General features: G+C 34.9%; 26 protein-coding genes. 8 read left to right on the forward strand and 18 right to left on the reverse strand.

What is annotated here, in order from left to right:
• Positions 1-30 precede the first annotated feature (30 nt).
• Positions 31-360 (forward strand): twin-arginine translocase TatA/TatE family subunit, encoded by a 330-nt coding sequence (locus tag ES765_RS05925; protein ID WP_410504371.1) that lies wholly within the window; start codon positions 31-33, stop codon positions 358-360.
• Between the two features lie 6 nt (positions 361-366).
• On the forward strand, positions 367-942 hold the full coding sequence (locus tag ES765_RS05930; RefSeq protein WP_138112226.1) for a phosphatase PAP2 family protein: 576 nt from the start codon (positions 367-369) through the stop codon (positions 940-942).
• Here ES765_RS05930 and ES765_RS05935 read toward each other — a convergent pair.
• Complete coding sequence (locus ES765_RS05935) at positions 905-1546, reverse strand: O-methyltransferase (protein WP_138112228.1); 642 nt, start codon at positions 1544-1546, stop codon at positions 905-907. The two genes, ES765_RS05930 and ES765_RS05935, sit on opposite strands and share 38 nt — an antisense overlap.
• Before the next feature lie 63 nt (positions 1547-1609).
• Between ES765_RS05935 and ES765_RS05940 the strand changes: the two genes are divergently transcribed.
• The 3 genes from ES765_RS05940 (at position 1610) to ES765_RS05950 (ending at position 4685) form a co-directional block, all read left to right on the forward strand.
• The gene (locus ES765_RS05940) at positions 1610-2080 is read left to right on the forward strand and encodes a GNAT family N-acetyltransferase (RefSeq protein WP_138112230.1); all 471 of its coding nucleotides are present in this window, start codon (positions 1610-1612) and stop codon (positions 2078-2080) included.
• Between the two features lie 65 nt (positions 2081-2145).
• Positions 2146-3414 (forward strand): kynureninase, encoded by a 1269-nt coding sequence (kynU, locus tag ES765_RS05945; protein ID WP_138112232.1) that lies wholly within the window; start codon positions 2146-2148, stop codon positions 3412-3414.
• A gap of 110 nt (positions 3415-3524) precedes the next feature.
• On the forward strand, positions 3525-4685 hold the full coding sequence (locus tag ES765_RS05950) for an MFS transporter (protein ID WP_138112234.1): 1161 nt from the start codon (positions 3525-3527) through the stop codon (positions 4683-4685).
• An 11-nt stretch (positions 4686-4696) separates the two neighbouring features.
• Here ES765_RS05950 and ES765_RS05955 read toward each other — a convergent pair whose 3' ends face one another.
• The 3 genes from ES765_RS05955 to ES765_RS05965 all read right to left on the reverse strand — a co-directional run bounded on the left by ES765_RS05955 (position 4697) and on the right by ES765_RS05965 (position 6588).
• A complete protein-coding gene (locus ES765_RS05955; protein ID WP_138112236.1) occupies positions 4697-5263 on the reverse strand; it encodes a hypothetical protein in 567 nt (188 codons plus the stop codon).
• Positions 5264-5395: 132 nt separating this feature from the next.
• Complete coding sequence (locus ES765_RS05960) at positions 5396-5863, reverse strand: carboxypeptidase-like regulatory domain-containing protein (protein ID WP_138112238.1); 468 nt, start codon at positions 5861-5863, stop codon at positions 5396-5398.
• A gap of 44 nt (positions 5864-5907) precedes the next feature.
• Positions 5908-6588 (reverse strand): hypothetical protein, encoded by a 681-nt coding sequence (locus ES765_RS05965; RefSeq protein ID WP_138112240.1) that lies wholly within the window; start codon positions 6586-6588, stop codon positions 5908-5910.
• A gap of 668 nt (positions 6589-7256) precedes the next feature.
• On the opposite strand from ES765_RS05965, the gene ES765_RS05970 reads away from it, so the two are divergent.
• The gene (locus ES765_RS05970) at positions 7257-7805 is read left to right on the forward strand and encodes a ClpP family protease (RefSeq protein ID WP_138112242.1); all 549 of its coding nucleotides are present in this window, start codon (positions 7257-7259) and stop codon (positions 7803-7805) included.
• Between the two features lie 823 nt (positions 7806-8628).
• Here ES765_RS05970 and ES765_RS05975 read toward each other — a convergent pair.
• The 4 genes from ES765_RS05975 to ES765_RS05990 form a co-directional block, all read right to left on the reverse strand.
• Positions 8629-10161 (reverse strand): cryptochrome/photolyase family protein, encoded by a 1533-nt coding sequence (locus tag ES765_RS05975; protein ID WP_138112244.1) that lies wholly within the window; start codon positions 10159-10161, stop codon positions 8629-8631.
• A gap of 69 nt (positions 10162-10230) precedes the next feature.
• On the reverse strand, positions 10231-11526 hold the full coding sequence (locus ES765_RS05980) for a DASH family cryptochrome (protein WP_138112245.1): 1296 nt from the start codon (positions 11524-11526) through the stop codon (positions 10231-10233).
• A gap of 27 nt (positions 11527-11553) precedes the next feature.
• Entirely contained in the window at positions 11554-11688 is a 135-nt protein-coding gene (locus ES765_RS05985) for a DUF2256 domain-containing protein (protein ID WP_138112247.1), read from the reverse strand.
• The gene (locus tag ES765_RS05990) at positions 11688-12323 is read right to left on the reverse strand and encodes a flavin reductase family protein (RefSeq protein WP_138112249.1); all 636 of its coding nucleotides are present in this window, start codon (positions 12321-12323) and stop codon (positions 11688-11690) included. The genes ES765_RS05985 and ES765_RS05990 overlap by 1 nt, the downstream gene beginning before the upstream one ends.
• A 154-nt stretch (positions 12324-12477) precedes the next feature.
• Between ES765_RS05990 and ES765_RS05995 the strand changes: the two genes are divergently transcribed.
• Positions 12478-13830 carry an FAD-dependent oxidoreductase gene (locus tag ES765_RS05995; protein ID WP_138112251.1) on the forward strand — a complete coding sequence of 451 codons (1353 nt, stop codon included), beginning with the start codon at positions 12478-12480 and terminating at the stop codon, positions 13828-13830.
• On the opposite strand, the gene ES765_RS06000 is transcribed toward ES765_RS05995, so the two are convergent.
• The 3 genes from ES765_RS06000 to ES765_RS06010 form a co-directional block, all read right to left on the reverse strand.
• A complete protein-coding gene (locus ES765_RS06000) occupies positions 13827-14207 on the reverse strand; it encodes a DUF4174 domain-containing protein (RefSeq protein WP_171017242.1) in 381 nt (126 codons plus the stop codon). The two genes, ES765_RS05995 and ES765_RS06000, sit on opposite strands and share 4 nt — an antisense overlap.
• A gap of 101 nt (positions 14208-14308) precedes the next feature.
• Complete coding sequence (locus tag ES765_RS06005; RefSeq protein WP_138112255.1) at positions 14309-15088, reverse strand: zinc ribbon domain-containing protein; 780 nt, start codon at positions 15086-15088, stop codon at positions 14309-14311.
• Position 15089: 1 nt separating this feature from the next.
• On the reverse strand, positions 15090-16184 hold the full coding sequence (locus ES765_RS06010; RefSeq protein WP_138112404.1) for a Nif3-like dinuclear metal center hexameric protein: 1095 nt from the start codon (positions 16182-16184) through the stop codon (positions 15090-15092).
• A 50-nt stretch (positions 16185-16234) separates the two neighbouring features.
• Between ES765_RS06010 and lpxK the strand changes: the two genes are divergently transcribed.
• Positions 16235-17236: a tetraacyldisaccharide 4'-kinase gene (gene lpxK / locus ES765_RS06015; protein WP_138112257.1), complete on the forward strand. Its 1002-nt coding sequence runs from the start codon at positions 16235-16237 to the stop codon at positions 17234-17236.
• On the opposite strand, the gene ES765_RS06020 is transcribed toward lpxK, so the two are convergent.
• The 7 genes from ES765_RS06020 to ES765_RS06050 form a co-directional block, all read right to left on the reverse strand.
• Complete coding sequence (locus ES765_RS06020) at positions 17217-19436, reverse strand: ATP-binding protein (protein WP_317131396.1); 2220 nt, start codon at positions 19434-19436, stop codon at positions 17217-17219. The two genes, lpxK and ES765_RS06020, sit on opposite strands and share 20 nt — an antisense overlap.
• A complete protein-coding gene (gap, locus tag ES765_RS06025; RefSeq protein ID WP_138112259.1) occupies positions 19433-20443 on the reverse strand; it encodes a type I glyceraldehyde-3-phosphate dehydrogenase in 1011 nt (336 codons plus the stop codon). Before gap ends, ES765_RS06020 begins: the two co-directional genes overlap by 4 nt.
• Before the next feature lie 92 nt (positions 20444-20535).
• Positions 20536-21408 carry a lipoyl synthase gene (gene lipA / locus ES765_RS06030; RefSeq protein ID WP_138112261.1) on the reverse strand — a complete coding sequence of 291 codons (873 nt, stop codon included), beginning with the start codon at positions 21406-21408 and terminating at the stop codon, positions 20536-20538.
• Positions 21409-21517: 109 nt separating this feature from the next.
• A complete protein-coding gene (locus ES765_RS06035) occupies positions 21518-22075 on the reverse strand; it encodes an RNA polymerase sigma factor (RefSeq protein WP_138112263.1) in 558 nt (185 codons plus the stop codon).
• Positions 22076-22119: 44 nt separating this feature from the next.
• Positions 22120-22323 carry a membrane or secreted protein gene (locus tag ES765_RS06040; RefSeq protein WP_138112265.1) on the reverse strand — a complete coding sequence of 68 codons (204 nt, stop codon included), beginning with the start codon at positions 22321-22323 and terminating at the stop codon, positions 22120-22122.
• Positions 22324-22396: 73 nt separating this feature from the next.
• On the reverse strand, positions 22397-23155 hold the full coding sequence (locus ES765_RS06045; protein WP_138112267.1) for an anti-sigma factor domain-containing protein: 759 nt from the start codon (positions 23153-23155) through the stop codon (positions 22397-22399).
• A complete protein-coding gene (locus ES765_RS06050; RefSeq protein WP_138112269.1) occupies positions 23152-23715 on the reverse strand; it encodes an RNA polymerase sigma factor in 564 nt (187 codons plus the stop codon). The genes ES765_RS06045 and ES765_RS06050 overlap by 4 nt, the downstream gene beginning before the upstream one ends.
• Positions 23716-23771 lie beyond the last annotated feature (56 nt).

The raw sequence follows: 23771 nt of genomic DNA on the forward strand, positions 1-23771 counted from the left end.
AAACTTGTTTATATTTGTAGTATGATTGCTATGTATTCATTATTTATTAGTGGCGCAGAAATTTTCTTCATTATGTTTATAGTGGTGATGGTTTTTGGTGCCGATAAAATTCCTGGTATCGCCAAGGGATTAGGAAAGGGTATGCGTCAGTTAAAAGATGCGACCGAAGATATCAAGCAGGAAATTCAAAAGAGTGCTGATAAGCAAGGTATTGACACAAGTTTCGTGAAGGATATCAAAAAAGATATCGATGACATGAAAAAGGATGTTGATTCTGGTTTGGTCAAAGATGTTAAAAAACAAATTAGCGATGTAGGCAAGAACGTCAGTGATGTTGCGGGTAGTATAAAGAGAAAGTAGCCCCGTATGTTGGATAGGGTTTTGCAATGGGATCGTGAGGCCTTTGTCTACCTAAACAGTCTTGGTATAGAACAGTACGATTTCTTTTGGTCTACTGTTACTAAATTTCCAACTTGGATTCCCTTATTTGTACTTATTATCTCTTTGTTTTTTATAAAATTCACCAAGCGTGATGCATTATCTATGATTTTGACGCTATTGCTTATGGTGTTTTTTGTGACCACCCTTACAGATTTAACGAAAGAGGTAGTGACACGATTAAGACCTAATAACGATGACGAACTTCATACGCTTATTCGTATTTTAAGGAGCCCGTCTGGATATAGCTTTTTCTCAGGGCATGCTTCATCCTCATTTTCCATAACAACGCTGGTGGTTTTATTTCTAAGGCAACATTTTAAATGGGTATACCTATTTTATATCTGGCCTATTTTATTTGTTATGAGTAGAATTTATGTCGGGGTACATTTTCCTATCGACCTTATGGTAGGTGCTTTGGTAGGTATGCTTGCCGCTTGGATATTTTATAAATTATATCAATTACTTATTTCACCCTACTTAAGGTCAACCCATCACGTATAGGTAGCAATACGGTCTCCAATAGTGGATGCTGACTTAGCTTTTTATTGTAGTCTAAGAGTACTTTTGTTGCCGTATCCTTCGGGTCTAGAGGTTCGACCACCTTACCCGACCACAATACATTATCTGAAAGGATTATAGAGCCCGATTTCGTTTTGGGCAGTACCTTTTCAAGATAATAATCATATTGTTTCTTTTCTGCATCAATAAAAACAAGATCGAAAGTAACATCAAGATTAGGAATAATATCTAATGCATTTCCTATATGTTGAATGATTTGTGAGCCATATTGACTCCTGTCAAAATACGTTCGTTGAATTTGTTCTAATTCGGCATTTACATCAATGGTATGCAGTTCTCCATCTGTACGTAATCCTTCGGCCAAGCAAAGTGCAGAATACCCAGTGTAGGTTCCAATTTCAAGAATGTATTTTGGACTAATTATCTTGGATAAAAGACTGAGTACACGGCCTTGAAAATGACCGGTTAGCATACGTGGTTGAATTACTTTTAAATGGGTCTCGCGTGTTAGTTCTTGTAATAAACTTGGCTCTTCTTGTGAATTATCGGCCAAATAATTTTCTAATAGTGGCGATAGAAAATGCATACGTTTCTTTTTGCAAAAATAGGGTTTTAAGCCTTAATTTAATGCCATCTAAAAAGAAGCATAATGAACACCAAAATAATACTTAGGGAAGCCATACAAGATGATTTACCTGTACTCTTACAGCACGAGCAGGAAGTTATTAAAGCAGAGCGCCCTTTAGACCCAACGATTAAAAATGAAAAAGTAACTTACTATGATTTGCAGGGATTAATGAGTAACTCCAAAGCAATGGTACTGGTCGCTTGTGATGGAGATAAGATAGTAGCTACGGGTTACGCCTTGGAAAAAGCTGCACGGCATTATTTGGATCATGATGCGTATGCGTATTTAGGTTTTATGTATACTGACCCAGCATATAGAGGGAGAGGTATTAATGGAGATATCATAGGTAGTTTGAAGAAATGGGCTAACGCTCTTGGGTTGGTTGAATTACGGCTAACCGTATATAGTGAGAATGAACCTGCCTTACGCGCCTATAAAAAAGTGGGTTTTAAAAATCATATGGTAGAAATGCGTTTACGAACCAAGCCTTAGTATTCTATTATTCATCGTGGTACTTTAGTTTAAGGGCTTATGATTACTTTTATATAAAATTAGTTATGGAATTTAAAAATACATTGGAGTTTGCACAATCGCTAGATGCAACCGACACGTTAAGATCTTATAGAGATGAGTTTATTTTTCCTAAAATTAACGGAAAAGAGGTTATCTATTTTACAGGAAATTCGTTAGGGCTGCAACCAAAACGTACGAAGGGTTTTGTAGATGAGGTAATGAAAGATTGGGCAGAACTGGCCGTTGAGGGTCATTTCTACGCTGAAAAACCTTGGTGGGATTACCATGAGCGGTTAGCCGAACCGTTGGCTAAAGTTGTAGGGGCGTTACCAGAAGAAGTTTCGGTAATGAATACCTTAACGGTTAACCTCCACTTACTTATGGTTTCGTTTTATAGGCCGACAACTACTCGGTTTAAAATTATCTGCGAAGAAAAAGCCTTCCCTAGCGATCAATACATGTTTCAGAGTCAAGTACGATTTCATGGGTTAGACCCAAATGAAACGATTGTAGAGGTAAAGAAACGCGATGGAGAGCACCATTGGAGAACTGAAGATATACTTAAAAAAATAGAAGAAGTAGGAGATGAACTTGCCTTGGTTTTAATTGGAGGTGTTAATTATTATAATGGTCAGGTTATGGACATGGAAGCCATTACCAAAGCAGGAAAATTGGCGGGAGCCATGGTTGGTTGGGATTTGGCACATGCGGTTGGTAATGTAGAATTGAAATTGCATGATTGGAATGCCGATTTCGCATCATGGTGTAGTTACAAATACATGAACAGTGGCCCTGGCAATGCATCAGGGATTTATGTACATAAGAAGTACCTGAACAAAAAAGATATTCCAAGGTTTGAAGGTTGGTGGGGAACAAAAAAGGACACTCGCTTTTTAATGAAACCCGAATTTGAACCCATGGAAAATGCAGATGCTTGGCAAATTAGTAATGCGCCTATATTATCCGTTGCTCCTTATTTAGCATCCTTAACAATGTTCGAGGAAGTAGGAATGCCGGCCTTGATTGAAAAGAGAATTAAAATTGTTTCTTACTTAGAGTTTATTCTTCATGAGATTGATACCGAGGTAGATAGTTCGTTCGAGATTATTACACCTAAAGATCGTGGTTGTCAATTATCTGTTTTTCTGCATGGACAAGGAAAATCTTTGTTTAATTATTTAATGGAAAATGGTGTAATTACCGATTGGCGCGAACCTAATGTCATACGTTTGGCACCAGCACCTTTTTACTCCTCGTATGAAGATATGTATCGATTCGGACAACTATTGAAAGCAGGTATTATGGTAAAGTAAATGATGGATGAGGCAAAGAACAACGTATGAAGTATTCGCCGACATTTATGTGATTCCAACAATCAACAAACCTTTTGCTGATTTAAGCCGAAGTAAATAACCAATTTTAAATGAAATCCTTAAAGCTAATTTTAGGTAATGCGCGTTATTTCGGGCCCTCTTGGGTTTTCGCTAGTATAAATATTCTTTTTGGTACATGGGCAATTTACATCCCAACCGTAAAAGAAGCGTTAGATATTAGTAAGTCAGAATTAGGTCTTGCTATTTTTTTTCTGGCTTTAGGGGTGTTCTGTATTTTTCCGTTTGCATCTACCATAATTAATAGAGTAGGAGTCGGTAAAGCAACATTTTATGGAGTAGTACTAAGTTGTGCAGCTGCCATGTTGCCGTTATTGGCCACAAATTATTATGTTTTGATGGGAGCCCTTTTTCTTTTCGGCGCTGCAAACGGTATTACTGATATTTCTATGAATACTTTGGTTACCGAAATAGAAAAAAAGGACAAGGTAAAGTTTATGGCTGCCTCACATGGCTTTTTTAGCCTAGGAGGCGTTTTGGCTGGAATGGGTAGTTTTTTGATTGGTCCGTTATCCAACCCTGTACTGCACATGTCATGCGCTGTGCTATTGGTTCTTATAGTTAATTTTAAATTTCGAAACCAGTTTTTTTCGGAGACTGCTGAAGTACAAGAAAAGGAACCCTTTACCCTACGGCTATTTAAGCCACTTTTAGTTTTAGGTCTAATATCTTTTGTTGCTATGGGTAGCGAGGGGGCTATAGTAGATTGGAGCGGACTCTATTTAAAGGAAATCACTATGGCGCCAGAAGCGTTATGGGGCACAGGTTTTTTGGCATTTCAGGTGACCATGACACTTGGTCGGTTTTTGGGTGATGGGTTTAGTGAGAAGATTGGTTCTATAAAAATGGTTACCCTAGGTACTGTATTGGCAATAGTTGGCTATGTATTAGTGCTGACTACCGACACTTATTTAAGTATTTTTGGGTTTGCTCTGAATGGATTAGGATTTTCGGTTATGGTACCGGAAGTATTTCGAATTGGAGGAAATGTAAAAGGTGTAGATTCTTCGAAAGGAATAGCATTTATTGCTGGTTCTGGTTACGCTGGGTTTTTATGTGCTCCACCTATTTTAGGATTTTTAGCAGAAAATTATAGCCTTACTCGAAGTTTTGTAGTGCTTCTTGCATGTGGATTTTTAATACTCCTATTTACATTTTTGTTGAAAAAGAAAAAGGCGCAAGACGGAGGTTAAACCATCCCGATTTAGTTTTTAATATTACTTCTAACTTTAAATCCGTTTGCTGGGTTTTGCACATTTTTAATAAAATTCAACATTTCATCTGTTTGTAACAATTGGTTTTGTGTATTCCAATAATCGGTATTATAAGGATATTTGATTTTAAATATGTCTTTGCTACTGCTAACATTTTTTTTAACCTTAAAATCACCTTCATTTTCGGTTGTTGTCATGATGTAGGTAACATCATAAAATGAAGTATAAGATTTGGTCTCATCTGTTTGCTCGATTTTCGAAGTTAGTTTGGAAGATGCGATAAAATATTTTTTACTTTTTGGTAATTTAGCAAGTGATATTTCTCTTTCTGATGATATAGTTCTATACCTACTATTTCCGCTTTCCTGAAATGGAGCGTTTTTGGTTTCAGTAATTAAATGAAAGCGCTCAATAGCGTTGTTTTCTGCATTTACGATATATTCCCCAAAAGTGTTTTCGGTTTTAATATGTGGTAGCGTTTTAAAGCTAAGTTTAATTTTACTTCCATGATCAAATGAAGACTCAGATAATTCAAAATCATCTCCAGTAGCATTCATCGGAGTTAAATTCAAGAATACTTTATGGAACGTAAAGAATTTAAAATAGTTGTCTTTATTATCATGTATCAATCCTACTTTACGCCTGTTAGTTAATTCTACGGTATAATCTTTTTTATCAAGTTTAATTTCTTACGTATATAAAAGCGTTTTTCGTTTCAATTTACCTTGTATATCCTGTATTCTTGTGATTTCACCATTATACCTTAAAACTCCTCTCAATAAAAACTTTTCTTTATAAGGGTACAATGCGTAATTAGATTTTATAGAATCCTTTACTTTTTGCCAGAGTGTTTTTTCGTTGGTAACGGTAACCTCATTTAATTCTAAAACACTTTTTTGCAGGTAAATGGTATCACTTACTTTTTGAAAAGAAGTGCTACGTTTATCATAGCCAGGCCTATAAATAGTGATAGAATCTGAAGTGGAAGAAAATAGAAAACGCCCATCCGCATTAGTCATTGTATGTTCCGTTCCATTATAGATACCAACAAATTCCATAGGAGATTTATCCGCCTCAACCAAAACAATACCGCTCCGTCTATTTTGTGAGTAGGTGAAAATTGAAAATAAGAGTAGAATACAAAAGTGAGGTTTCATCGTGTCGGTTGCGTTGTATTTGAATTATCAAACACTTTACCGACTTATTCCACTTCAACCCCAGAAAAGTATAATGAAAAGTCAGTGTCAGGTCTTTTGTGCATCATCCCGATTTTTAAACCGTTTAAATTCTTATAATCTTCCCAACTTGTCGCCATATTTGGTTCTGTCTGGTTTTCTTTTCTATACACCCATTCTTTAATAATATAGTCGTCACCAAAATAATAATCGTAAGCATCACCAGGTGTATAACCACCATCATTGGCATAGACCGTTGTTAACTTATGCATCGGTGTTTTGCTTATAGGAGCTTCTACATTTTCTGTATGTTCATACGTAAAACTGGCTTGGTCCCAAACTAATTGATAAGGTGCCAATAACCAAAATTTATCATTTACAAAACCACCATCCGTACCAGCCATAGCACTATCTACTGCTTTTCTATTGTAGGTGATTGTGTCTTGTCTTGTCATCATGGTGACATCGTTAGAGCCTGTTTTCCATAACCAAGTACGTTCAAAATGCGAAGAATCTTGGTCTACATTAAACGTGAATTTTATACTTGAAATATTTCTCCAGTTTTCGTAACCATGGGCATTTGCAATTTTCTCTAAAACAGTTAATTTCTTTGCTGCAGTAGTTTTCGTTTCAGGTTGTTTTTTATCGATTTTACAACTAGTAGCGAGCGTTAAGATACAAAGGGAAAGAAGAAGTATATTTTTCATTTTTAGTTCAATTATATCCAAATATATTAATTACCGAATCTTTAACCTATTTTTATTTTTTGTAAACAATCAATAGTAGTGACTTTTCCGAAAAGGTTTTGTTTTATACTAATCGGAAATCAATTCAGTAAGAAATCGACTTCCAAAAGTGCTCACGATAATTCCGCCGGAGGAAAAATCAACTGTCTTATTAAGACACCAGCATAGATCTTTTATTAAATTTTACGGGAATGTGTTGTTTTGCTTGATTATCATTTTTACGTGTACTACTACGTTTAGTCAAGCGGGCGTATATAGCAAAAGTTTCACCTTTGTACGTGGAGCATTTTTGTTGGTAACTGTATTGGCTTTATGAAAAAAAGAGGTGGTAAGAGATTTATTGAGAACCATTACTACTAGAATAATATATGAAGTAGGGCGTAAGTTGAGAATTGGATAACTACGAAGAACCGTGGAGGGAGTAGGTCATTATAAAGACAAAAACGGGCAAAGTAGTCATCCAAATAAAAAAGTTTGTTGATAAAATCGTATTGGTTTAGGAATCATTATAAGCTTTACAAAATTTGTATTTTTAGGGATATGAAACATGATGTAAATTCCGTTGGTTCATGCCGTATTTGTTTACCAATAAATTCCTTAATTTTGTTAGAGATAAATAAACTTAAAATATGAGTGCTAAAAAAGGAAAAGTTCAGGAAGCCATAGATGAGAAAATGTTGGAAGAAAGAAAAGTATTCCTATGGGGTATGGTTGATGACGATTCTGCAAAACATGTAATTGATCGGTTATTGTATCTAGATATGCAAAACAGTAAAGAAATTCAGCTTTATATAAATAGTCCTGGTGGTTATGTTACTTCTGGTTTCGCGATGTATGATACTATAAAATCTTTGAAAAGTCCGGTTTCAACAATTTGTACAGGTTTGGCCGCATCAATGGGTTCTATATTATTATCCGTAGGTAAAAAAGGAAGAAGGTTCATTCAGCCACATGCACAGGTGATGATTCACCAGCCAAGTGGTGGCGCAAGAGGCCAAGCTTCTAATATAGAAATACAGGCAAGAGAAATAATCAAAACTAAAGAACTTAGTGCGCAAATTTTGGCAGATAATTGTGGACAAAAATTTGAGAAGGTCTTAAAAGATTTTGATAGGGATTATTGGATGAATGCAACAGAATCCATTGAGTATGGAATTGTAGATGGAATTTTGGAATAAATTCTGGATAACAACGTAAAACAAAAAGTCCTTTACATTCTTGTAAAGGACTTTTTTATGGTTGGCTATTACTAGCTTATTTTAATGCCAAGATTTATTTTTTAATTTGAAGGATTGGGAACCTCATTCTTCAATTCAATTTAAGCTCTTCTGGAGTACAATCTTCTTTGTTGCTATATTTATTTACCGAAGTACGTTTACCAAAACGTATATGACCGTCTGAACTAAAAAACAACTGTCTTTTTTCGTTAATAAATAGGAACAATTCATTTTCTTGGGTATTCACAAGCAGTCCAGTACTCTTTATTGTTTGAATACCGCCTAGCTTATGTATTTCAGTATTGTAACTATCTGCGTCATCATAACTGCTGGGTTAATCGGAAGTAAAATAAACTCTAGTTCTAGCCCGAATTACAAATGGGTGACCGATAGAATAATAACCCCATATTTGTTTTTAGGGCACTATGCTCTACCCATTCCCTTTCAAGATATTGGTCAGCATAAATTTTTAGGTTTATTACGTTAGATACACCGTAACCTTCTTTTATCGTTGGTCGATATGGTGTTCAAAAACCAATATAAATGGGTGTTTTAAATGTGCTTAGAAAAGAATGTATTACCCAAATATTATGCGATTTTAGTCTAAAAACAGTGGTAAAACTAGTCTAAATTTTAAGTTTTGAATACTTAGTTTGAGTAAAACAAAAACACCTTTTCATAGTCATGAAGAGGTGTTTTCTATAGATAGACACTCTGGCGGAAAGTTCACTTTAGTTATGTTTCATAAGCATATATTAGATCATTTGTACATATTAAATTAGTATCAAAAATCGTCTATGTTATTGATGACTAAAGCAGCACGTTCTTGTAATTCTACTAATTTAGTGTTGTCCATTTTAGCCAATAAACTCATCATCATATTCATTCTGTGGTTATCTTTAAAGTGTTCTTTTTTAGCTTCCAAAAAATTCCAGTATAATGCGTTAAAAGGACAAGCATCAGCACCTGTTTTTTTAGTATGGCTATAGTGACAGCTACCACAATAATTACTCATTTTATTGATGTAATTGGCACTACTTACATATGGTTTTGTAGCTACAATGCCCCCATCCGCGAACTGGCTCATACCCCTTGTGTTGGTGATTTCAACCCATTCAATAGCATCGATATAAACACCTAGGTACCATTTGTCTACTTCATCGGGATCCACTTGGGCCAATAATGCGAAATTGCCTATCACCATTAAGCGTTGAATATGGTGTGCATAAGCGTCATTCAAACTTTGACCAATAGATTGCTTTAAGCAATTCATTTTGGTATTTCCTGTCCAAAAGAAATCCGGTAATTTATTTGTATTGTTTAGGGTATTTAATTGTTTGTACTTTGGCATCTCTTTCCAATAGATGCCTCTCATATATTCTCGCCAACCCAAGATTTGACGAACGAAGCCTTCGACTTGAGATATGTTTATTTCCTTTGGATGTTCATAGAAGTAGTCTAAAACGGTATCAATAACTTCCTTAGGGGAGATTATTTTGGCATTCATTGCAAAAGATAAGCGTGAATGAAAGAGGAATTTTTCATTTTCATGCATCGCATCTTGATAATCACCAAAATGGAGTAAAAGCTCTTGGCAAAAATAATCTAATGTAGAAAGACAGTCAGTTCTTGTAATAGGCCATTTGAAGGATTTTGACTCTATGTTACCGATGGTTTCTACTTGCGCGGCGTTCAGTTCATGAATTATTTTGCGGACATTTTTAGTAAATGCTTTCTCATGAGGAATGCTAGGCTCTCCTTTCCATTTTTTACGGTTACTTTGGTCAAAATTCCATTTACCACCTTCTGGCTGGTCATTGTTTATCATAATATGATGCTTTTTTCGCATCATGCGGTAAAAGCTTTCCATGACCATTTGCTTTTTGCCCTCGTAGAACTCTTTTAGTTCATATCTACTTGTGTAAAAGTGTTCTGTGTCAAAACAATCAGATTCAATTTCTAATGATTCACAAATATTTTTCAACTGTTGGTCAAGACGATATTCATCAGGTAATTGATATTCAAATTTTTTAGCGTTTGTTTTGTTAATGTATTTGGAAATTAGCTGTTCTAACTTTTGAGGGTTATCGGGGTCATTCAGTTTGAGGTAAATGAATTGGTGACCTTTTGAGGAAAGTTCACCTTCAAAACTTCGCATTGCCAAAAAGAAGGCCACTACTTTTTGAATGTGATGTTTTACATAGTCGGTTTCTTGTCTCATTTCTGCCATTAGGTAGGTGACATCGTCATCTACAGTTTGAAACCAAGAATGTTGTTGATTTAGCTGATCACCTAATATGAGTCGGAGTTTTTTCATTCAATTTTTGTATTTTTTAATCGGTCAATTCTTTATTTTTAAACACGTATGTCATTTTATTGTTACCCTTTAGAAAAGTGTTTCTTGCAGCCAGATTCTTTGATATTTACCACTACTGTCATACCGTTCGGCCTGCCCCTTAATATTGAACTTGCGGTCTCTTGGGTCATTGCCAACACCACTAGTATACATCCAATTTCCCCAATTACTGTGTACGTCATAATCTAACAACATACTCTCAAAATATGCTGCGCCTATTCGCCAATCTTGCTCTAGTTCTTTAGACCAGAAACTGGCAACATTTTGTCTTCCTCGATTGCTCATCCATCCCGTTTGCGCCAATTCTTTCATATTTGCATTAATAAATGGCTCTTTTGTGGCACCAGTAATCCAATCGCTTCTTTCAGAGAGATCATCTTTCCATTCATACACTTTTTGAAGTATACCACCAACGTGAAAAATGTGGTCTTGATGTTTTAGAGAAACATATTTAAAATAATCACGCCAAATAAGTTCGAAAATAAGCCAGTATGTATCTTGATTTTTCTTTATTTCGTTTTCAAATTTTATAACCTCCCAATATATTGTTCGAGGAGAAATACTTCCATTTGCTAACCAAGGCGATAATTTGGAGCTATAATCGTTACCTACTAAACCGTTTCTGGTTTTTTTATAAAAGGCCAGTTTTTTAGTTTCCCAAAAGTAGTGCTGTATCCTTTTCAGTGCTTCTAATTCACCACCATAAAAAGGGAATACAGTACGAGAGTCATGTTGAAAATCTTCTAATCCCAAATCGCTAAGCGTTGGAATATCTGTTGGATTGGAAACCCTATTGTCTTTGTCCATTTTGAGGTCAATAGATTGAAGTGGCCTTACGTTTATTTCTTTTTCACACTTTTTCCTGAAATAGGTAAAGACCTGTGGAAGGTCTTTGAAATTGGGGTAAGGAATATCGTCTGGATGAAAAAGAAATTGGTCGTATGCGTCAACAAATTTTACGGTTGATGAGACTTTTGATTTCACCGAATCTAAAATAGTATTCTCATCTCGCGTCCATTCTTTTTGTAAAAATATAGTATCAATATTTTGACTGTCAATCAACTTAGGTAGAATATCAACCGATTTGCCATAATATACAAATAGCGTAATGTTTAATTTCTCAAGTTCTTGTTGAAGTTGACGAATAGTTTCAATTAAAAATTGACCTCTAAATTTCTCGGTTCTTTTGAATCCGAAGCTATCGGTCTCAAAGAATATAGATTCAAAACAATAGAAACCTATTACTTTTCCCCCTTTCATGGCTTCATTCAAAGAAGTATTATCCTGGACTCTTAGGTCGTTTCTAAACCATATTAAATTATTCATCAGCACTCTAAAAATTTCGTATTATTTTTATTTGTTTCTCCTGCATTTTTCACCACAATATTTCACCTCGTCCCAATTAGTTTCCCATTTTTTACGCCAATTGAAGGGTCTGTTGCAGGTTGCACAGATTTTAGTAGGTAGATTTTCCTTTTTATGTGCCATTAGAGTAATGATTTGGTAGCTTCATTTGGTTTGGGATAGGCTAATCTATCTAATAGGGTAGGTAGGGCATACCCATCTAAACCAATGGTTGCAATGGATTCTGCCTTATCCAACTGTACCCAACCATCCGCATGTATTAAATCTTCAGGCAAATAGATATGTTCAATCTGCCCAATAATTAAGAGGCAACCATTTTCCTTTATTTCATACTCATTGAGATAACGGCACCCTAGTTTAATTGTACTTTGGGCTACATAGGGAGCTGCAAAATCATCCAGATAAGATTCTGTTAAGTTCGTTTTTGAAAATTCAGATACATCCTCTTCATATTTTGCAGCCGTATGATGTGCATCGGTTATGATTTCTTTATTCACCTGATTTACTGTGAAATATCCTGTTTCCTTGAAATTGGAATACGTATTTCTTTTTACGGTTAATGGTCGAAGAATAAAGCCTAACATAGGCGGGTTACTACCAATATGTACAACGGAATTAAAAACGGCTAAATTGGTTACTCCTTTCTTAGATATAGTTCCTAGAAGGTTAGCAGACTTGTAGCCAGTACAACTATTGATAAGGTGCGCTCTAAATCTACTAGGCATCTGCTCTAATTCTTTTTGTCTAAAATGTTTCAAATTATATTTTTTGTTTACTAAAAATACGAATAACTTAAACAATATTGAAGTAAGATTGAAAAAATGATTTGTTTAGTTTGTAGTATGAATGGTAGTAATAGGGCATAATTTGCTACTTTTAACATTCATTAAATTTTGGCGTTAGGCCTAATACATGACCCAAAGCACAAAAAACATAGCCATTATAGGCTCAGGACTTGTAGGTTCTTTACTTGCTATCTATTTAAAAAGATACGGACATAATATTACCGTTTTCGATAGAAGGCCCGACATTCGAAATATTGAATTCTCAGGAAGATCAATTAACCTAGCGATGAGCAACAGAGGCTGGAATGCCTTAAAGGCTGTTGGCATAGAGAAAGAGATAAAGGAGATAGCAATACCATTAGATAAGCGTGCTATGCACGTAGTCGGTAAGCCTGAGTATTATCAAAAGTACGGTAAGGATGGTGAGGCGATATGGTCTATTTCCCGTGGCGTACTTAATAAACGAATGATTGATTTGGCCGAGAAAAACGGCGTAGATTTTCGTTTTGAAGAAAAGGTTTGGGATATTGATTTACCCGAGGCTAAAGTGTATACTGGTGATACCGAGAAAGGTGAATGGAAAGAATATCCTTTTGATTTGATATTTGGTTGTGATGGTGCATTTTCAAGAGTGCGTCATAAGATGCAGCGACGTAGTCGGTTTGATTATTCCCAAGATTTTATAGATGTAGGGTATAAGGAATTGACTATACCGGCAAATACTGATGGTACTCATAAATTAGAGAAGCATTCTTTTCATATTTGGCCAAGAGGGAAGTTTATGTTTATAGCTATGCCCAATTTAGATGGTAGTTTTACATGTACTTTATTCATGCCTTTTGAAGGAGCTATTTCTTTTGAAAGTATTAAAACGAAGAAGGACGCCGTTCAGTTTTTTAACACCTATTTTCCTGATGTTAAAAATGAAATAGAAAACTTAACCGAAGACTTTTTTAAGAATCCGACGAGTGCTATGGTTACGATGAAATGCTACCCATGGACCTATTGGGATAAAGTAGCCCTTGTGGGTGATTCGGCGCATGCTGTAGTGCCTTTTTATGGTCAAGGAATGAACGCCGGTTTTGAAGATATTTTTGTGTTGGATGAAACCATAAAAGAATTTGGAGATGATTGGGAAAAGATATTTAGGACATATCAAGAGAAACGTAAACCCAATGCAGATGCTATTGCAGAACTGAGTTATCGAAATTTTGTGGAAATGAGTAGTAAAACGGCAGACTCCGAATTTTTATTACAAAAGAAAATAGAGAAGCATTTCTCAAGTAAACATCCGAATAAATGGATTCCTGCCTATAGTAGGGTTACATTTTCTGAACGACCTTATGCTGAAGCTTTAGCTGCAGGTGATGCGCAAGAGCGCATAATGAAAGAGGTGATGAAAATACCGAATATTGCAGAAGAATGGGATAGTGTAGCGGTTGAGAAAATGATGTTGAATTTAGTTGGTGTTAGCACCTAATTGTTTGATTTCATTTCGGCTCTTCGCATCGGCATGCCATCGATAAGGTTATATATACCTTCTAGGTCTAAGGGGTAAGGGTGTTTTGTTTTGACGCCTCCATCTTTGCCGATTAATAAATACCCATTAAAATACTTAGGAAGGATATTAGATTTTTCGAATTCAACCTCCTTTTCGTCTAGGTCATAGAGCTTATTCTCTTTAAATAGAAATATGATAATAGCTCGTTCATTGAGTTCTTTAGCACTACCCTCTATTATTTTTAAAGCAGTTTTAGTGTGAAAAGAATCAGAATTGTTCTCGGAAAGAATTAAAACCCTATTCTTCCATGTATAGTCCGATAATTTTTGAGCGGTTAGCGAGGTACCTTGAATCATGAAGAGGACTAGTATTGTTTTTAAAATATGCATGGTTATTAATATAACCAAAAAATGCCATCTTTATAAAGATGGCATTTTTATTTATGACTTAAATATTGCTATAATTTAGCAAACATTTTATACATTTTTTCACTTTCTTCCTCTGCCAATGTAGGGTCAACTAAAATACGACCACTATGCTCATCTGTAATGATTTTTTTTCTTGAAGCGATTTCCACTTGTACTTGTGGTGGAATAGTAAAGAAAGAACCACCAGATGCACCTCTTTCGATGGGAACTACTGCTAAGCCATTCTTTACATTATTTCTAATACGTGCATATGCCTTAATCAAACGCTCTTCAATTTTATCTTGATACTTGATTGATTCTTGTAACAAGGCTTTTTCTTCTTTTTCTGTTTCGGCAAGAATAGCATTCAATTCACTTTTCTTATGCTTTAAATGCGCATCACGTTCAGATAGACGTTCTTTCGTTTCTGAAATAACCGCTTTCTTCTGGTCGATTTGAGCTTTAAATTCTTTTATGTTCTTATCAGCTAATTGAATTTCCAATTCTTGAAATTCCAATTCTTTACTTATAGAATTGAACTCTCTACTGTTTCGAACGTTTTTTTGTTGCTCACCATATTTTTTAATTAAAGTCTTTGCTTCTTCAATAAGGTTTTTCTTAGCTCCAATTTCGAAATTTATATTTTCTAAATCAGATTTAAGTTTATCCATTCTCGTTTTTAGGCCAAGGACTTCATCTTCCAAATCTTCTACTTCTAAAGGGAGTTCACCACGAACATTCCTTATTTCATCAACTCTAGAATCAATTAATTGCAAATCATATAATGCTCTTAACTTTGCTTCTACAGAGGAATCTTCTTTTTTTGCCATATTAAAAATAATTGATAGGATTTGTTATGCTTTCCGATAAATGGATTGCAAAATTAGGAATTTTTTTCGTAAGATAATCAACTAAAAGGTTTTTTGTAAACTGCTCAGTTTCAAAGTGTCCTATATCTGCCAAAACCATTTGGTTTTCAGCTTCATAAAATTGGTGATATTTTAAGTCAGCAGTAATGAAAACATCTGCTCCAGCTGCTTTTGCCGCACCAATTGCAAAGGCACCACTGCCGCCTAAAACGGCAATTTTTTTAATGGGTTTGTTCAATAGTTTTGAATGCCGAACCATCTGAGTCTTCATTTTTAACTTTAAATCATTTAGAAACTCCTTTTCTGATACCTCTTTTTTCAATTCTCCTATCATACCGATACCTATATAAGCATTGGTGTTATCCAACGTTTGAATGTCATAAGCCACTTCTTCGTAAGGATGGCTTTCGATTAAACTGTTTACAATAGTATGTTCATCGGCTTTACCGAAAATACAAGTTAACATCACCTCTTTCTCTGTATGGGTTTCTCCAATAATGCCTTTAACTGGGTTGGCATTATCATGTGCCTTATACGTTCCTTTTCCTTCGGTAGAAAAACTACAATTAGAATAGTTTCCTATTTTCCCTGCACCAGCATTAAAAAGAACCTCTCTAACTTTTTCGACACTGTCTAATGGTATATACGTCGTTAATTTTTTTAATGTATTCTTTTGAGGTATCAGTATGTTTGTGTTTGTTAGGTTCAATACCTCGCAAATTTTAGCATTTACACCCTTGGGGGAGTTATCTAAAGCGGTATGAATAGCATAGATGGCAATATTGTTTTGAATGGCTTTAATTACTACGCGTTCAACGTAATTCTTGCCCGTAATTTTCTTAAGACCGCCAAAAATAATGGGGTGAAAACTTACGATTAGATTGCAGTTTTTAGTAATTGCTTCATCCACAACATTTTCAAGGGTGTCTAAGGTGACTAAGACCCCAGTTAATTCGGTCGATGCGTCCCCTACCAAGAGGCCAACGTTGTCAAAGTCTTCTGCGTAAGATAATGGAGCAAAGTCCTCTAAGATTTGTGTTATGTGGTTTATGGTCATTTTAATGAAAAATAAGGTATTCAAAGATAAATTATTATAATTTCGTACTGATGCACGTGCTACGAAAACTTCTTTTTCCTATTTCTTTAGTATACGCTTTAATCGTGTTTTTGAGAAATCGATTGTATGATTTAGGTATTTTTTCATCAATGTCATTCCATACGAAAACTATTTGTGTGGGAAATCTTAGTGTTGGTGGTACCGGAAAAACACCGATGATAGAATTATTGGTGAGGTCGTTAGAAAAGAATTTCCGCATTGCGATTTTGAGTAGAGGCTATAAAAGAAAGTCAAAGGGGTTTTTACTAGCAACTAGTCAAACAAGTGTTGAGAATTTGGGAGATGAACCATTTCAATTAAAATCTAAGTTTCCAATGGTTTCGGTTGCAGTAGATGCCGATAGAAGAAATGGAATCATGCAATTGGAAAAGTCTGTTAAACCAGATGTTATTCTTTTGGATGATGCCTTTCAACATCGTAAAGTAAAACCTGATTTTGCAATTCTATTAACCCCGTATGATAATTTATATGTTGATGATTGGTACTTACCGACTGGAAATTTGCGAGATGCTAAGGCTGAGGCAAAAAGAGCTAGCATAATTGTGGTGACAAAATGCCCAAATGATATATCGATTTCAGAAAGAAATACAATACGAGCTAAAATCGAGCCTTTACCTAATCAAAAAGTGCTGTTTAGCTATTTGGCGTATAATAAAAACCTAAAGGGAATTAACATAGAACTCTCGGAGCTAAAAAATAGAAAAGTAACTTTAGTGACTGGTATTGCGAATCCATTGCCACTGGAAGCTTTTTTGCTCGACGAAGGCATTGCCTTTGAACATATGAAATTTAGTGATCATCATTTTTTTACGAAACAGGAATTTGCTGTTTTAAAAGAAAAGGAATGTATTCTTACTACCGAAAAAGATTATGTGCGGCTAAGGAGTGAACTTTCACAGCTACATTACATCGAAGTATCGCACCAATTTTTAGATGGGGATATTCAACTATTTGAAAATGAATTAGAAGTTTTTATGACAACGAATTCCTAATATCCTTATCAAAAATGTTCTCACCGATTTTTTGATAGAAAACCTCGGGTTTGAAAGGCTTAGTGACCACATCATTACAACCTGCAGCATAGAAACTTTCTAAACTATCATCCAATGAAATTGCAGTTAATGCAATTATAGGAGTATCTTGATTAAACTTTCTTATTTCTATGGTAGCCTCTTCTCCACTAATTCCAGGCATGTGTATATCCATCAGAATAGCATCGTAAACATTTTCTTGAGCCAAGGTAATGGCCTCGTATCCATTGTTTGCAATATCACTGGTCATTTCCTTTTTGGATAACATCTTTTTGGTAATTACCTGATTGATTTTATTATCCTCAACTATTAATAAATGAAGATTTTTAAAATCATAATCACGAGGAGTAACTTCGAATGTAAAATCTTCAGGCTTATCATCCAAACTCGTCATTTCTATTTCAAAGAAAAAAGAACTTCCTTCGTTCAGTGTACTCTCAAGTTCTATTTTGCTCTTAAATAACCCTAAAAGACTTTTTACAATAGTAAGACCTAAACCAGTACCTCCATATTCCCTATTTATTTGAATGGATCCTTGTTCAAAACCTTCGAAAATATTTTTCTGCTTTTCTTTTGAAATACCAATACCATTATCGTTTACTTCAAAATAAATAGTAACATCATCATCTACCTTGTTGAGTAATTTCGCAGTTACCTTAACTTCTCCACCTTTTGTGAACTTAATAGAATTACCGATTAAGTTCATGAAAATTTGAGAAAGTTTTAATGGATCACTTAATAAATGGCTAGGTATTTCTGAATCATAGTCTAATGTCAATTTAGTGTTGTTTGCCTTCGCACTTTGAGACAATGAATTGATAACTTCATTGATGACTTTGTTAAGATTGAACTCCATATTAAGGGGTTCTAACTTATTAGCATCAATCTTATTAATATGAAGAATATCATTTATGAAGTTCAGTAAATAATCACCAGAGAATTTTAAAGCTTTTAGATGTTCTTTTTGATGCTCTTCTGGATCCTCCTCTAGTAGGAGGTGGGTTAGCCCAGTAACGGCATACAATGGTGTTCTTAGCTCGTGACTTACAGTTGAAAGGAAGTTGGTCTTAGCTTCCATTGCCTGTACGGCATCATCTCTTGAAATTTGCAATTCCTTATTCTTGGTTTGCAATAAATCGTTAGTTTTTAATTTAATTTGATTGTTTCGGTATAAGGTAATTGCTAATAACGAAATAATTATCAAAAAAGCAGCCGTTAATATAGCGGTAAGCTCAGACCTATTTTGTGATTCAGTCAGTTCTTCTATTTTCTTATCTTGGCGAGCAATTAATTCAGTTTTATAATCGTCTTTGATTTTATCTGCCGTCTTAGCTTCAATTTTATTTTTCTCAATGTTGAAAATGGAGTCCTTTATTTGTGCTAAATTTTGATTATTCGTTAACGATTTTTGATATTGGCCAAGTTTTTCATAAACGATGGTTAATAGGTTGTTAGCATCTTTTACATCTACCAAAAACCCATTATTATTCGCTAACGCCAGAGCATTTTCACCGTTTTTAGCAGATTCAGTTAAATCTCCTGTTTTCAAATTGAGCTCTGCAAGGGTTAAATAAGCCTGTGTTGATAGGTACTCCTTTTCGTAAATATCTGTGTTTACAATAAGTGAATTAAGATTTTTTGTAGCGCTTTCGTATTTTTCTAGATTGATGTAAACCTGTGCCTCTGTAAGTAGAAGATTATTGATAAAGTTTCGGTCGTTATTGAGTTGCTTCGCTTCATTAAGCATAAACAAAGCTTGAAAGTTTCTTTTGCTTCGATACAAGAGGATTGCTTCAATGTATTTGTGCATTGCATCACCATAGGGATAAGCTATGTCTTTCAGTAAAACACTGGCGCGGTCCCAGTAGAATTCAGTATCACCTTCTTTATCAATTTTAAGATACAATACGGCAAATTCATGAAGACTATCAATCAAGGCTTTTATATCCTCATTTTTCTCAGATTCAGTTGCTGCTGTATTTAAAGTTTCTAATGCTAAATCTATCTTATCTTGATTCCTGAATTTTCTAGCTTGGTCAAAATAGGGTTGAATGTCTTTAGGGGGAATTCCATTTTGAGATAATACAGACATTGTCGTCACCAATATAAATATTGGAACAAGTATAATTTGCAGTGCTTTATGTGAAAATATTTTCTTCAAATATAGTTTTTACCGTTCATGAAATTAATCAAATCAATAATTCTACTGCTATATCCGGTTTCGTTATCGTACCACCCAATAATTTTGACCATCTTTCCTATAACCGAAGTCATTAAAGAATCAAACGTACAAGAATAACAACTATTGTTTATGTCGATAGAAACAATTGGGTCATTGGTGTAGCACAAAATGTTTTTGAACTGGTTTTGTGCCGCTTTTTCAAATGTATCGTTTATTTCTTCAATTGTTGTAGTCCGTTTCACATTTAAAGTGATATCTGTTAAAGATCCATTTGGTACTGGAACTCGAATACCACAACCTCCAATAACATTGGCAAGTTCAGGAAATATTCTAGTTAAAGCTTTTGCAGCTCCGGTGGTTGTAGGCACAATCGATTGTGAAGCGGCACGCGCTCTTCTTAAATCTCTATGTGGTTGGTCATGTAAGCTCTGATCTGTAGTGTAAGAATGTATGGTAGTAATATAAGCCTGCTCTATGCCGCATAGGTCATTCATGACCTTAATCATAGGCGCTGCGTTATTAGTTGTACAAGAAGCATTTGAAATTATATCATCGGCAGGATTCAATGTGCTTTCATTAATTCCAAAAACAATCATTTTTATGTCTTCTTCCGTTGGAGGTACAGATAAGATGACTTTTTTAGCACCGTTTTTTATATGAAGTGATAATGTTTCTCGATCTTTAAATTTACCAGTGCATTCAACCACCACATCAACATGTGTTGATGACCAATTTATTGTTGATGGGTGTATCTCATTCGTAAGAGATATTGCTTGTCCATTAACAATAATATGCTTTTCATCATACCCAATTTGCTGAGTTGATGTGCCATGAATGCTGTCGTATTTTAATAAATGAGATAGTGTTCTCGTATCTGCCAAGTCATTGATGGCAACTACGCTTAAATGTTCTTGGTGTTGTAATAGCCGGAATAAGGTTCTTCCTATCCTTCCAAAACCATTGATGCCTATATTAATTTTTTGCATTGGTTATACTTGGGGTGTATCCTATTGAGTAAAATTCAAAAAATCGAAAACTAAGGATGAGTTCTGATTGCGATTCAAGATATTCATAAATATTAGAGAATGTGTTTATGCGCTTTATAAGATGATCTTACTAATGCACCACTTTCTACATGCCTAAAACCCATTTCAAGACCTATGTCTTCATATTTTTTAAATTGCTCGGGAGTGATAAATTCCTTAACGGGAAGATGTTTTTTTGATGGTTGAAGGTATTGACCAATGGTAACCACATCAACATTTACATTTCGCAAATCGGCCAAAGTTGTTATAACTTCATCTTCATGTTCTCCAAGACCTAACATGATTCCAGATTTGGTTCTATTAATGCCTTGAATTTTTAAATAATTAAGAACTTCAAGGCTACGTTCATATTTTGCTTGAATACGAACTTCTCTGGTTAATCTTTTTACAGTTTCCATATTATGAGAAACTACTTCTGGTGAAACCTCTATAATTCTATCCAAATGTTTTTCTATACCCTGAAAATCTGGAATTAAGGTTTCTAACGTTGTGCTTGGGTTCATTCTTCGAATGGCCTTTACCGTTTCTGCCCAGATAATTGAGCCCATATCTTTAAGGTCATCTCTATCAACAGAAGTAACTACGGCATGCTTGATTCCCATTATCTTTATAGAGCGTGCCACTTTTTCAGGTTCTGCCCAATCAACATTTTCTGGTCTACCTGTTTTAACACCACAAAATCCGCAAGACCGTGTACAAACATTACCTAAAATCATGAACGTTGCAGTCCCTTCTCCCCAGCATTCTCCCATATTTGGGCAACTACCGCTGGTGCAAATCGTATGCAGATCATACTTTTCCACCAATCCTCTTAGTTGCGTATATTTTTTACCTGTAGGTAATTTCACCCTAAGCCATTTTGGTTTTTTAGGTGGAGCTACATTTTCTTTTAAGACAGTGGACATGCTAATATTTTAATACAAATATACGAACTAAAAAGGTGTTTATAAAGTAGAATGCCGTGCGATGTATTAGCGTTGATAAATTTAAAAATAGAGATGCTTTAATGATAGCCTACTTCCTAGCTTTTATGATTTCTGAAAGTAATTTTTTAGCCCTTAGAAGCTTTACTTTAACACTGTTTATAGGTTCATTCAAGCTGGCTGAGATATCGGCATAGCTTAGTTCATTGAAATACCTAAGATTAATGACTGTTTGATAATGAGGCTTTAATTTTTTGATATCTCTTAACAAATCTGCTAAGTTCTGCTCTTGGATCAATTGATCTTCCCTTGTAGGCGAAGCATCTAAAGCCGTAGTTATGGCCTCAGCACCACTTCTAGAGTCTAATAGGCTTTTTTTTCGTTTACGGACAAGGTCAATATGAATGTTTTTGGATATTGTAATTAACCAAGTCTTAAATACATAGGTATCATTGTAGGTATGTATTTTATCAAACGCCTTAGAGAAGGTTTGAATAGTAATATCTTCAGAATCGTTCTCGTTTTCAGTACGTTTTAATTGAAAACCATAAACATCGTTCCAAAACATATCCAATAAACGACTAAAAGCAATCTGGTTGCCTTCTTTCGCCTTGTGTATTGTTTCTTCTAAATTGTCTACGTTGTTCAAATACTAGTTTTGGGTTGAGTGAGTTCAACGAAAATGAACTTAGCTTAATCAGAAATCGTATCATTTTTACAATCTTGTTCGCTTGGTAGTTTACCACACATACCACATGCTTGTCCGTCTTGATTTAAGAATGGACTTTGACTTGCGCAAGTTCCTGCAAATTTACCGTCTTTTTGTGACCAGATTTTAATTGCGATACCCGCAAAAGCTAATGCTAATAGGCCGATGGTTAAAAATAATAGTTTCATATATTAATTTTATACAAAGATAAATAATAAAGCCCCAAAATTGGGGCTTTAAGAATACTTTATAAAATGAGGATTAATATGCTATGTTGGCAACTATATTTTCAACACTTGGAGTTTGATTACCTCCTTTTTGTTCGATAGTAATATAACCAATCGCATTATCAGCGTAGGGCAGTGCCATCAATTTTTGTTGGTCACCAGCTTCTTCGATAATACCTAGATTAATCATTTTTCCGTTAACCTCTGCCCACATTTGAAAGCACTGACTTTCAGGAATATGAGGTAATTTACTGACGTTGATATACGACAATTTTTTTACAGGGTTAATATATGCAACAGCCTTTAAATCTTTTGCTTTTTGATTTCCCTTTACGTTGTATTTTTTAGTCTGTGGATTATTTAAAACGATAAATTGATTACGTACATCTTCTAGTTGCTCTTTCATGTTTTCCTCTAGCAACTTTATCTTATTGCTAACAACACTTTTTTCTTCTTGTAAGCTCTGATTTTGATTCCAAAAGAAGGTTGAAATACCTGCGAACATAATTGCGGTTATACTAGCTGCAATAGCATAGCTGAAGAATCTTTTTCGTCCGCTGCGTTCAGATTTAATTCTAGCATGAATTAAATCTTTTAAGCCCTGTGGTGCTTCAATAGCATATTGCTTAGCAAAAATCGCTAGGTTGTCTTGTAATTCTACATAGGTATCACGAACCTCGGGATACATGGCAATATAGCGCTCTACTTGCATGGTTTCCATATCTGTGGTAGTTCCTAAAAGATGTTTTTCTAGTAAATCAGAATCAAGAAATATTTTAATTTTGTCTTTCATAACACAACGTTTAATAACATAGCAATTAGTGCTGGACCATAGATTTTACCTAATTCACGCAAACCTATTTTTAATCTAGATTTAATAGTTCCTAAAGGAATATCCAACTCATCACTTGCTTCCTGTTGGGTCATGCCTTGAAAGAAAAGGGCTTCTAGAACAATCTGATATTTGTATTCGATTTTCCCTAGATGCTCTTTTACATCCATTAACTCTGGCCTCGTACTTTCTACGCCTAAAGTATATACGTCAGAAACATCTATTTGGATTTCCTTATCAGATTTTGTGTTAACACTTCTTAATTTGTCAATTGCCGTATTTCGGGTAATCCTAAAAAGCCACGTAAATAGCTTTGCCTTTTTAGGGTCGTAGGTGTCGGCTTTTTTCCAAATTTTAACGAAAGATTCTTGCACAACGTCTTGAGCCAAATCTGGATCTCTTACCACTTTATTGGCAACACCTAAAAGGGTATTGGCATAATTATCGTACAAAAGTGAAATCGCTTTTTCATTTCGCTCTTGTAACAATTCAACAATATGATTTTCTAATAAAGTGCTCATGATTTAAAAAGATGTACAAGATTTTTTTAAAATGGACATCCAAATTGCCAGATTGA

This window comes from Maribacter sp. ACAM166, from assembly GCF_005771495.1.
In the GTDB taxonomy this organism is placed as follows: domain Bacteria; phylum Bacteroidota; class Bacteroidia; order Flavobacteriales; family Flavobacteriaceae; genus Maribacter.

Bases quoted from the DNA above. Each gene is read 5' to 3' on its own strand.
- ES765_RS05965 (WP_138112240.1), bottom strand. From the start codon at position 6,588: ATGAAAAATATACTTCTTCTTTCCCTTTGTATCTTAACGCTCGCTACT.
- ES765_RS06000 (WP_171017242.1), bottom strand. From the start codon at position 14,207: ATGATTCAAGGTACCTCGCTAACCGCTCAAAAATTATCGGACTATACA.
- ES765_RS05925 (WP_410504371.1), top strand. From the start codon at position 31: ATGTATTCATTATTTATTAGTGGCGCAGAAATTTTCTTCATTATGTTT.
- ES765_RS06040 (WP_138112265.1), bottom strand. From the start codon at position 22,323: ATGAAACTATTATTTTTAACCATCGGCCTATTAGCATTAGCTTTTGCG.
- ES765_RS05940 (WP_138112230.1), top strand. From the start codon at position 1,610: ATGAACACCAAAATAATACTTAGGGAAGCCATACAAGATGATTTACCT.
- ES765_RS05970 (WP_138112242.1), top strand. From the start codon at position 7,257: ATGAGTGCTAAAAAAGGAAAAGTTCAGGAAGCCATAGATGAGAAAATG.
- ES765_RS05955 (WP_138112236.1), bottom strand. From the start codon at position 5,263: ATGAATGCTACTGGAGATGATTTTGAATTATCTGAGTCTTCATTTGAT.
- ES765_RS06005 (WP_138112255.1), bottom strand. From the start codon at position 15,088: ATGGCAAAAAAAGAAGATTCCTCTGTAGAAGCAAAGTTAAGAGCATTA.
- ES765_RS05950 (WP_138112234.1), top strand. From the start codon at position 3,525: ATGAAATCCTTAAAGCTAATTTTAGGTAATGCGCGTTATTTCGGGCCC.
- kynU (WP_138112232.1), top strand. From the start codon at position 2,146: ATGGAATTTAAAAATACATTGGAGTTTGCACAATCGCTAGATGCAACC.
- ES765_RS05935 (WP_138112228.1), bottom strand. From the start codon at position 1,546: ATGCATTTTCTATCGCCACTATTAGAAAATTATTTGGCCGATAATTCA.
- ES765_RS06050 (WP_138112269.1), bottom strand. From the start codon at position 23,715: ATGAGCACTTTATTAGAAAATCATATTGTTGAATTGTTACAAGAGCGA.
- ES765_RS06010 (WP_138112404.1), bottom strand. From the start codon at position 16,184: ATGACCATAAACCACATAACACAAATCTTAGAGGACTTTGCTCCATTA.
- gap (WP_138112259.1), bottom strand. From the start codon at position 20,443: ATGCAAAAAATTAATATAGGCATCAATGGTTTTGGAAGGATAGGAAGA.
- lpxK (WP_138112257.1), top strand. From the start codon at position 16,235: ATGCACGTGCTACGAAAACTTCTTTTTCCTATTTCTTTAGTATACGCT.
- ES765_RS05930 (WP_138112226.1), top strand. From the start codon at position 367: ATGTTGGATAGGGTTTTGCAATGGGATCGTGAGGCCTTTGTCTACCTA.
- ES765_RS05975 (WP_138112244.1), bottom strand. From the start codon at position 10,161: ATGAAAAAACTCCGACTCATATTAGGTGATCAGCTAAATCAACAACAT.
- lipA (WP_138112261.1), bottom strand. From the start codon at position 21,408: ATGTCCACTGTCTTAAAAGAAAATGTAGCTCCACCTAAAAAACCAAAA.
- ES765_RS06045 (WP_138112267.1), bottom strand. From the start codon at position 23,155: ATGAAAGACAAAATTAAAATATTTCTTGATTCTGATTTACTAGAAAAA.
- ES765_RS05960 (WP_138112238.1), bottom strand. From the start codon at position 5,863: ATGAAACCTCACTTTTGTATTCTACTCTTATTTTCAATTTTCACCTAC.
- ES765_RS05985 (WP_138112247.1), bottom strand. From the start codon at position 11,688: ATGGCACATAAAAAGGAAAATCTACCTACTAAAATCTGTGCAACCTGC.
- ES765_RS05980 (WP_138112245.1), bottom strand. From the start codon at position 11,526: ATGAATAATTTAATATGGTTTAGAAACGACCTAAGAGTCCAGGATAAT.
- ES765_RS05995 (WP_138112251.1), top strand. From the start codon at position 12,478: ATGACCCAAAGCACAAAAAACATAGCCATTATAGGCTCAGGACTTGTA.